This is a genomic window from Flavobacterium sp. PL12, assembly GCF_039123485.1.
Taxonomy (GTDB): domain Bacteria; phylum Bacteroidota; class Bacteroidia; order Flavobacteriales; family Flavobacteriaceae; genus Flavobacterium; species Flavobacterium weaverense.
The window spans coordinates 62,636-70,401 of record NZ_JBANDI010000023.1; the positions used below are offsets into that span (position 1 = coordinate 62,636).

At 33.1% G+C, this 7,766-nt stretch carries 9 protein-coding genes; 7 read left to right on the forward strand and 2 right to left on the reverse strand.

Annotated features, from left to right (window positions below):
• Positions 1–8: 8 nt before the first annotated feature.
• Complete coding sequence (locus RCH19_RS11460) at positions 9–1,208, forward strand: LETM1-related biofilm-associated protein (protein ID WP_343023340.1); 1,200 nt, start codon at positions 9–11, stop codon at positions 1,206–1,208.
• Here the strand turns inward: RCH19_RS11460 and RCH19_RS11465 are convergent.
• Positions 1,202–2,125: a LysR family transcriptional regulator gene (locus tag RCH19_RS11465; RefSeq protein ID WP_343023341.1), complete on the reverse strand. Its 924-nt coding sequence runs from the start codon at positions 2,123–2,125 to the stop codon at positions 1,202–1,204. The two genes, RCH19_RS11460 and RCH19_RS11465, sit on opposite strands and share 7 nt — an antisense overlap.
• 94 nt (positions 2,126–2,219) lie before the next feature.
• Between RCH19_RS11465 and RCH19_RS11470 the strand changes: the two genes are divergently transcribed.
• The 6 genes from RCH19_RS11470 to RCH19_RS11495 are packed head-to-tail and all read left to right on the forward strand — an operon-like array spanning position 2,220 to position 7,000.
• Positions 2,220–3,656: an NADP-dependent isocitrate dehydrogenase gene (locus RCH19_RS11470; protein WP_343023342.1), complete on the forward strand. Its 1,437-nt coding sequence runs from the start codon at positions 2,220–2,222 to the stop codon at positions 3,654–3,656.
• A 16-nt stretch (positions 3,657–3,672) separates the two neighbouring features.
• A complete protein-coding gene (locus RCH19_RS11475; RefSeq protein ID WP_343023343.1) occupies positions 3,673–3,915 on the forward strand; it encodes a hypothetical protein in 243 nt (80 codons plus the stop codon).
• Between the two features lie 35 nt (positions 3,916–3,950).
• The gene (locus RCH19_RS11480; protein ID WP_343023344.1) at positions 3,951–4,238 is read left to right on the forward strand and encodes a hypothetical protein; all 288 of its coding nucleotides are present in this window, start codon (positions 3,951–3,953) and stop codon (positions 4,236–4,238) included.
• Positions 4,231–5,067, forward strand: a complete 837-nt coding sequence (locus tag RCH19_RS11485) for a DUF6671 family protein (protein WP_343023345.1) — start codon at positions 4,231–4,233, stop codon at positions 5,065–5,067. The genes RCH19_RS11480 and RCH19_RS11485 overlap by 8 nt, the downstream gene beginning before the upstream one ends.
• Before the next feature lie 4 nt (positions 5,068–5,071).
• Complete coding sequence (locus RCH19_RS11490; protein WP_343023346.1) at positions 5,072–6,031, forward strand: L-threonylcarbamoyladenylate synthase; 960 nt, start codon at positions 5,072–5,074, stop codon at positions 6,029–6,031.
• Positions 6,032–6,037: 6 nt separating this feature from the next.
• On the forward strand, positions 6,038–7,000 hold the full coding sequence (locus tag RCH19_RS11495; RefSeq protein ID WP_343023347.1) for a sodium-dependent bicarbonate transport family permease: 963 nt from the start codon (positions 6,038–6,040) through the stop codon (positions 6,998–7,000).
• On the opposite strand, the gene can is transcribed toward RCH19_RS11495, so the two are convergent.
• A complete protein-coding gene (gene can, locus RCH19_RS11500) occupies positions 6,997–7,638 on the reverse strand; it encodes a carbonate dehydratase (RefSeq protein WP_121924433.1) in 642 nt (213 codons plus the stop codon). The two genes, RCH19_RS11495 and can, sit on opposite strands and share 4 nt — an antisense overlap.
• Positions 7,639–7,766: the final 128 nt, after the last annotated feature.

Sequence of the window (7,766 nt, forward strand, 5' to 3'; positions counted from 1 at the left end):
TAAAAGTAATGATTAACCCTTCAGCATCAGGTTGGATAGATAAATTTTTTGTTGAACAAAAGTTCTCCAATAAAACGACGTATTCAAATATGGATATATTTTATCAAAAAGTAAGAAATACTGGTTTTATATACGGTCATATTATTTCCTTTGATACTGTAAATCCTATCCCAACTAAAGGCTGGTTTAAAGAAGAAATTTCAAAAGTTGCTCTGTTAAACACCTTATACGGAGTTTATTGTTTAGAAAACAACGAAATTAGTTCAGCAAATTTTATTAAAGAAGCGGTTAGTTTTTACAATGAGATGAATCCGCAAGGATTCAATCTTTTTAAAAAGATATTGCCTAAAAACTCAGATGCTCTAAGTTTAGAAAAAATTATTGATGAAAGAGTTCAAACTAATGACAGTATTATTAGTAAGAACTTTTCTCACTTAGTTACCAATGCATTATTGTTCATTGATGTTCTCGCTTTTCGCCAGTATTTAACGCACGGTTCGATTCCTGAAAAATATCTTAAAAAAATTGAAGAGACGATAGTCAATATTGTCACCATCGCATTAAAAGTAAAGTCAAAGAAATCTCAGTATGACGATTTATTGATTAAACTTTTTGAAGCTTCAATCCGATATAGTAAATTTTCCAAAATTACTGTCCAAAGTTTAGAAACACTACAACTTGATTATTTTACTACCGATTTAGAGAAATATTATCTTTTAGATATGGCTGGAATGGCTTTGTGGAATGATGAAAAAATAGAAAATGAGGAAATCTATTTTTTACATTCTTTGTCACAAATCCTATCACTTCCAGATGCTTTTGTAGACGAAAGTATTAAATGCACTCACGATTTTATTACTGAACATAAAAAAGAAATTCCTTACTTCAACTATTCAAATCCTGTAAAACATTTTTACGACCAGACAACGCAAACAGTTGTAACAATAATCAGCAGAAATAAAAATAGACTGATTAAAGAAATCATTCAAAGTAAAGAACTAATGGTACTCCTCACCTATTCCACTATTAGAGATTTGGATGAAAAAGAAAAGAAAAAAGTAAAAAAACAGTTGTTGGAAATTTGCAAAACTGTTCCTTCATTGGCTATTTTTTTATTACCTGGAGGAAGCTTGCTATTACCTATATTGATAAAGTTTATACCGCAACTATTGCCATCAGCATTCAATGAAAACTTAGAGGATCAATAATTATTAATCCACGAAAAATGGTTTTCTTTTATCTCTTCTTTATTGTCTTTAATATATTCCATGAAAGATTTTGCAACGGGACTCATTTTTTTACCTTTTAACCAAATGATACGCCACGAACTAATCATAGGTAAACCGTAAGCATTCAATAGCACTAAACTTCCGTTATCAAGTTCATTTTTCAGTCCGATTATTGGCATTACTGAAACACCAATTCCTGCAATCACAGCTTGTTTTACCGCTTCGTTAGAAGTCAGCGTTATTTTCATCTTTGGTTGAATTTTTTGTTTCGAAATATAATCTTCCATGGCGATTCTAGTTGCTGATCCAAGTTCTCGAGAGATTAAAGGCGAAGACGAAAACAATAAATGCAAATTTTTCTTTGTCACATTTTGATGTACTGAGTTGCCAACTAAATGCAGTTTATTTTCAATCAATGCTTCTGATTCTATATCGAGATCTTTTGGTAATACGGATACTAGTGCAAAATCAACCTCATTATTTTTTAGCGCTTTAATAACTTTACTTTTATTGGTAACATCCATCTCTAACTCAATTTCATTGTGCGTTTTTAGAAAAGTACTTAAATAGTAGGGAATGACATATTTTCCAGTAGAAACTACGGAAAGCTTAAGTCTACCAGAGAGTTTCCCTTTAAAAGCTATGGTTTTATAGTTAATAGCATGGACTTCATTTAATATATTTTCAGCGGCAACAGCTATTTCTTTTCCAAAATCGGTTATGTAAACCTTCTTCTTAATCACTTCCGTTAAGGGAATCTCAAACTGATCTTGAAAATTTTTAAGTTGGATCGAAACTGCTGGCTGCGTTAAAAAAAGCTCTTCAGCTGCCCTTGTAATACTCAATGTTTTAGTGACTTTTAAAAAAACTTGGAGTTGGTGTAAAGTGTAGTTCATAAAAATATTTTATGTATTTCATTACAAATATAAATAAAAATATATGAATAAATAATTCGAATTTTGTCCCATCAAATTGTAAAACAAAAACAACATGACACGAATTACAGTAGCAAAAGGAGACGGAATAGGTCCAGAGATTATGGATGCAACTTTAGAAATCATCAAAGCAGCGGGAGCGCAAATTGAGATTGACGAAATTGAAGTTGGTGCGAAAGTTTATCTATCAGGAAATAGCTCAGGAATTGCAGCTGAATCTTGGGATATGATTCGAAGAAACAAAATTTTCCTAAAAGCACCTATTACTACGCCACAAGGAGGCGGCTATAAAAGTCTAAATGTTACAACAAGAAAATTCCTCGGACTTTACTCAAACGTAAGACCTTGTATGAGTTTACATCCTTTTGTAGAAACAAAGCATCCTAAAATGGATATTGTAATTATCCGCGAAAATGAGGAGGATTTGTATGCAGGTATTGAGCATCAACAAACAGACGAGGTAGTGCAATGTTTAAAATTAATAAGTCGCCCAGGATGCGAAAAAATTGTTAGATACGCATTTGAATACGCTAAAGTATACGGAAGAAAAAAAGTGACTTGTTTTACAAAAGACAACATCATGAAGCAAACAGACGGATTGTTTCACCAAGTTTTTGACGAGATAGCATTAGAATATCCAGAAATTGAAAATGAACATTGGATAATTGATATAGGTGCAGCAAAAATGGCGGATACTCCAGAAATCTTTGATGTCATCGTAACTCTAAATCTTTACGGAGATGTTCTATCAGATATTGCAGCACAAATTGCAGGATCAGTAGGATTAGCTGGATCAGCGAACATAGGAGAAGAATGCGCGATGTTTGAAGCAATTCATGGCTCAGCGCCAAGACGTGCAGGACAAAACTTAGCTAATCCATCAGGATTACTTGAAGGCGCAGTAATGATGCTAAATCATATCGGACAAACTGAAGTAGCTGAAAAGGTTCAAAATGCATGGTTGAAAACAATTGAAGATGGAATTCACACTTATGACATTTACAAAGAAGGTGTAAGCAAGCAAAAAGTGGGAACTATAGAATTTGCTCAAGCAGTAATAGCAAATTTAGGTATGAATCCTTCAATTCTTAAACAAGTGTCTTTTGCAAAAGACGTTGCACTAACTCTACCTAAATATGTGAAAAAGCCAGCAGCAAACAAGCAACTTGTAGGAGTAGATTTATTTGTGCACTGGAATGGAACCAATCCAAATGAAATTGCTAAGCAACTTGAAAACGTCACTTTAGAAAATACAAATCTTACAATGATTACCAATCGCGGTATCAAAGTATGGCCAGAAGGATTTGAAGAAACTTTTTGCACGGATCACTGGCGTTGCAGATTTAAACCAAATAACGAAAGTAAAATGGATAAAGGCGACATAATCGCTTTACTATTTAATGCTGCAAAAGCGAATGTAGATGTTATAAAAACAGAAAATCTCTATGAATTTGATGGGAAATCAGGGTATTCTTTAGGTCAAGGACAATAATTTAAAACTAATTAAGATGGACATACAACTTATTGAAGGCGAATTCAGCAACAGCGAAGCAGTAGCATTAATTTTAAAAATGATTGAAGTCAAAATAAAATTTCACGAAAGTAAAATTTGTAAATCTGATCAGGAAGAAGATATTAAAAGTCGCGAAAATAAAATTAAAAAGCTCCAAAAATCATTAGATAACATTCGCTCTTTTTTGAATTCTAAAACAGATGGAGTGCGAATGAGAGCTTCGATTCACATCGAATAAAAAGAATATTTTAATAGATTTTTATAATAAAAAGTATGGGAAACGAAAATGAATTTAAATTAATTGATGGTGTGTTTTCTCATGAAGAAGCAGCAAACGTAATGACAGCTTTATTCAATTACAAAATCGATTACCACAACCGAGAGGATTTTAGTAACCACATTCGCTTTAATAAAGATCTTTCTCATTCTAAAATAAGAATACAAGAACTATTTGAAGCAAAAGAAGCTATTAAAAAAATGATTGAAAATACTAGCTCAGCAGGATCAAATTTAGTTATTAAAAGTACCATCAAAATTAGTTTTGAAAAACCGCATGTTTAAAGGAAGAAAGCTTCTAATCGCTACAAAACATAATAAAGAATCAGTGATCGCTCCTATTTTCAATACGGAATTAGGAGTGCACTGTTTCACTTCAGATGCATTTGATACTGATAGTTTAGGAACTTTTTCAGGAGAAATTGCGCGATCAGATAGTGCTCTCACCACTTTGAGAAATAAATGTATTCTTGCAAATAAAGCTACTGGATGTGATTTAGTAATAGCAACAGAAGGATCTTTTGGTCCACATCCTAGTCTCTTTTTCGCAGCAGCGAATGATGAATTAATTATTCTTAAAGATTTCAAAAATGATATCGAAATTATTGCGAGAGAACTCAGTATGGACACCAATTTTGATGGAAAATTAATTATTTCAGAACTAGAACTAAAAGCATTTGCTGAAAAAGTTCAATTCCCAACACACGGAATTATTTTAAAATCTACAGAGGAAAATCCGATTCAAATTATTAAGCATAATAGGTCCGTGGAGGAACTTATACAGAATTTCAGAGAACTGAGTAAAGCGTTTAAAACCGTATTCGCTGAAACAGACATGCGCGCTGTTTTTAATCCTACAAGGATGAAAGTGATACAGAAAGCAGCTGAAAACCTCTTGATTAAAATTAACAACTGCTGTCCAAATTGTGACACTCCAGGATTTGACATTGTTTCTGTAAAAACTGGTTTAAAGTGTGAAAATTGTTCTTTTCCAACGCGCTCCACAATAAGCCATTTATACCAGTGCAAAAAATGTGAATTTAAATATGAAAAAATGTTTCCTAGAGGCATTCAATTTGAAGATCCTACCTATTGCGATTTTTGTAATCCATAAAAACATGATAGAAATTTCTACCGATTTAATCAAAGCCAAATATTTACTTGAGACTGACGAACTCGTCGCAAATCCAACTGAGACAGTCTATGGTTTAGCTGGGAATATTTACAGCGAAGTTTCGATAAGTAAAATTTTCGAAACTAAGAAAAGACCGCTTTATAATCCTCTAATTATTCACATTCACGACAAGAAAATATTAAGTGAAGTTGCGATTGAGATTCCCGAAAAAGCATTAAAATTAGCTGAAGCTTTCTGGCTAGGATCTTTGACTTTAGTTTTAAAAAAGAATAAAGAAATATCTGATAGTGTTACTGCGGTGAAAGATACCGCAGCATTCCGAGTTCCAAATCACAGAATGACTTTAGATTTATTAAAATTACTTACGTTTCCTTTAGCAGCTCCAAGTGCAAATCCTTTTGGAAGGATAAGTCCAACGACTGCTGAACATGTCGCAGATTATTTCCCTACAACTCTAGCCATGATTTTAGATGGTGGAAATTGTCAAAACGGAATTGAATCTACAATTATTGGATTTAAAAACGAGGAACCCATCCTATATCGACTTGGCTCAATCTCCATCGAAGAAATAGAAATGGTGGTTGGAAAAATTCAGATTCAAAATCACAATGAAAAGAAACCTGACGCTCCAGGAATGCTTTCAAAACACTACGCGCCTAAAACCAAAATAATTTTAATTGAAGATGTTGAAAAAGAATTAAAAAATCACAAAAACAAGAAAACTGGTTTGCTACTCTTTAAAAATCAAATACAAAGCTCATTAATTTCTTCTACTGAAATCCTTTCTGAAAAAGGTGATCTAAAAGTAGCTATGTCAAACTTATATGCGGCTATGCATCGATTAGATAAACAAAATTTAGACCTCATTATTGCCGAAAAATTCCCTGAAAATAATTTAGGAAAGTCAATCAACGACCGTTTACAACGCGCCACTAAAAACTAATTAAATATGAATCTAGACTTACTTTTTGAAAATCTTACTAATCCCGCTTTACTATTCTTTATATTGGGAGTGCTCGCTGTAAAATTAAAAAGCGATTTAGAAATCCCAGAAAACTCATCCAAATTCATTTCGCTTTATCTGTTATTTTCTATTAGTTTTAAAGGAGGACAAGAATTGGCGCACAGTGATTTCAATATGGAAATTATTTGGTCCGTGTTGTTTGGTGTATTTATAGCCTTGGTAATTCCTATGTTCGCTTTCTTCATTCTACGAAAAAAATTCAACATCTACGATTCGGGAGCTATAGCAGCTGCGTACGGATCCGTTAGCGCAGTAACATTTGTAACAGCGACAAGTTTTTTAGATTTACAAAACATGACTTTCAGCGGACATATGGTCGCTGTAATGGCGTTGATGGAAGCACCAGCAATTATCGTTGGTGTTATCTTAATTAGAATTTTTGATGAAAATAATGAAAACAATGCATCACTACCATCCATTATTAAACATTCTTTTACTAATGGAAGTGTTCTTTTAATATTAGGAAGTTTAGTGATAGGATTAGTGGCGAGTGATGAGCAAGCCCTCGGAATAAAACCTTTTACAACCGATTTATTTAAAGGTTTTCTCGCGATTTTTCTTCTAGACATGGGAATCACAAGTGGAAAAAAACTAAGTGCTTTCATTAAAAGCGGATGGTTTGCTGTTATGTTTGCTATTGCAATACCACTAGTGAACGGAATAATAGTCGCACTAATTAGTCAATGGGTTATTATTGATATTGGAAACCGATTTATATTATCAGTTCTCGCCGCAAGCGCGTCATACATCGCAGTTCCTGCTGCAATGAAAATTGCAGTCCCAAAAGCAAATCCCGGACTATTCCTCCCAATGACACTTGCTGTAACATTCCCCTTCAATATAACGTTAGGAATGCCAATATATCTATCAATTATAATGGCAAATTAAACCGAAAATTTTAATTGATATACATCATCAAGATCTTCATTGTTACTCATGTTTACATCAAGATCAGTAACATAACCAGAATTCAAACCATATACCCAACCGTGCAGAGTAAGTCCTTGACCATTTCGCCAAGCATTTTGAACAATAGATGTTTTTGCTAGGTCAATGACTTGCTCTTGTACATTGATTTCGACAAACTTATTGAAACGTATTGTTTTATCTTCAATCGAATCTAAGTATTTGCTATGCAAGCGATATACATTTTTAATATGACGGATCCAGTTATCAATAATGCCAATAGAATCATTTCCCATCGCCGCTTTAATTCCTCCGCAACCATAATGACCGCAAACTAAAACATGTTTCACTTTTAAAACGTTAACGGCATAATCAAGAACGCTCAACATATTCATATCAGTATGAACTACCATATTTGCGATATTTCTATGAACAAAAACCTCTCCTGGCTTAGCGCCAATAATCTCATTTGCAGGAACCCTACTATCTGAACAGCCTATCCACAGTAATGGTGGTGTTTGTCCTTGTGCAAGGTCTTCAAAATAATTAGGATCACTTTTTAGTGAGCTTTCCACCCATTTTTTATTATTGTCTAATATTTGTTTATAAAATTCTTTCATGACTATTTGGTTTTATTTACAAACTCCTTAATAATGCGAATCAAGGGTTAAAAAATTAAATTTATAAAAGCAGATGCTATTTTTCCAAAAATATGGACTAGTAATCCCTTACTTGACCTTACTTTACT

Excerpts from the sequence above, each read along its gene's own strand:
- can (WP_121924433.1), bottom strand. The coding sequence starts at position 7,638 with ATGAAAGAATTTTATAAACAAATATTAGACAATAATAAAAAATGGGTG.
- RCH19_RS11465 (WP_343023341.1), bottom strand. The coding sequence starts at position 2,125 with ATGAACTACACTTTACACCAACTCCAAGTTTTTTTAAAAGTCACTAAA.
- RCH19_RS11470 (WP_343023342.1), top strand. The coding sequence starts at position 2,220 with ATGACACGAATTACAGTAGCAAAAGGAGACGGAATAGGTCCAGAGATT.
- RCH19_RS11475 (WP_343023343.1), top strand. The coding sequence starts at position 3,673 with ATGGACATACAACTTATTGAAGGCGAATTCAGCAACAGCGAAGCAGTA.
- RCH19_RS11480 (WP_343023344.1), top strand. The coding sequence starts at position 3,951 with ATGGGAAACGAAAATGAATTTAAATTAATTGATGGTGTGTTTTCTCAT.
- RCH19_RS11490 (WP_343023346.1), top strand. The coding sequence starts at position 5,072 with ATGATAGAAATTTCTACCGATTTAATCAAAGCCAAATATTTACTTGAG.
- RCH19_RS11460 (WP_343023340.1), top strand. The coding sequence starts at position 9 with ATGATTAACCCTTCAGCATCAGGTTGGATAGATAAATTTTTTGTTGAA.
- RCH19_RS11495 (WP_343023347.1), top strand. The coding sequence starts at position 6,038 with ATGAATCTAGACTTACTTTTTGAAAATCTTACTAATCCCGCTTTACTA.
- RCH19_RS11485 (WP_343023345.1), top strand. The coding sequence starts at position 4,231 with ATGTTTAAAGGAAGAAAGCTTCTAATCGCTACAAAACATAATAAAGAA.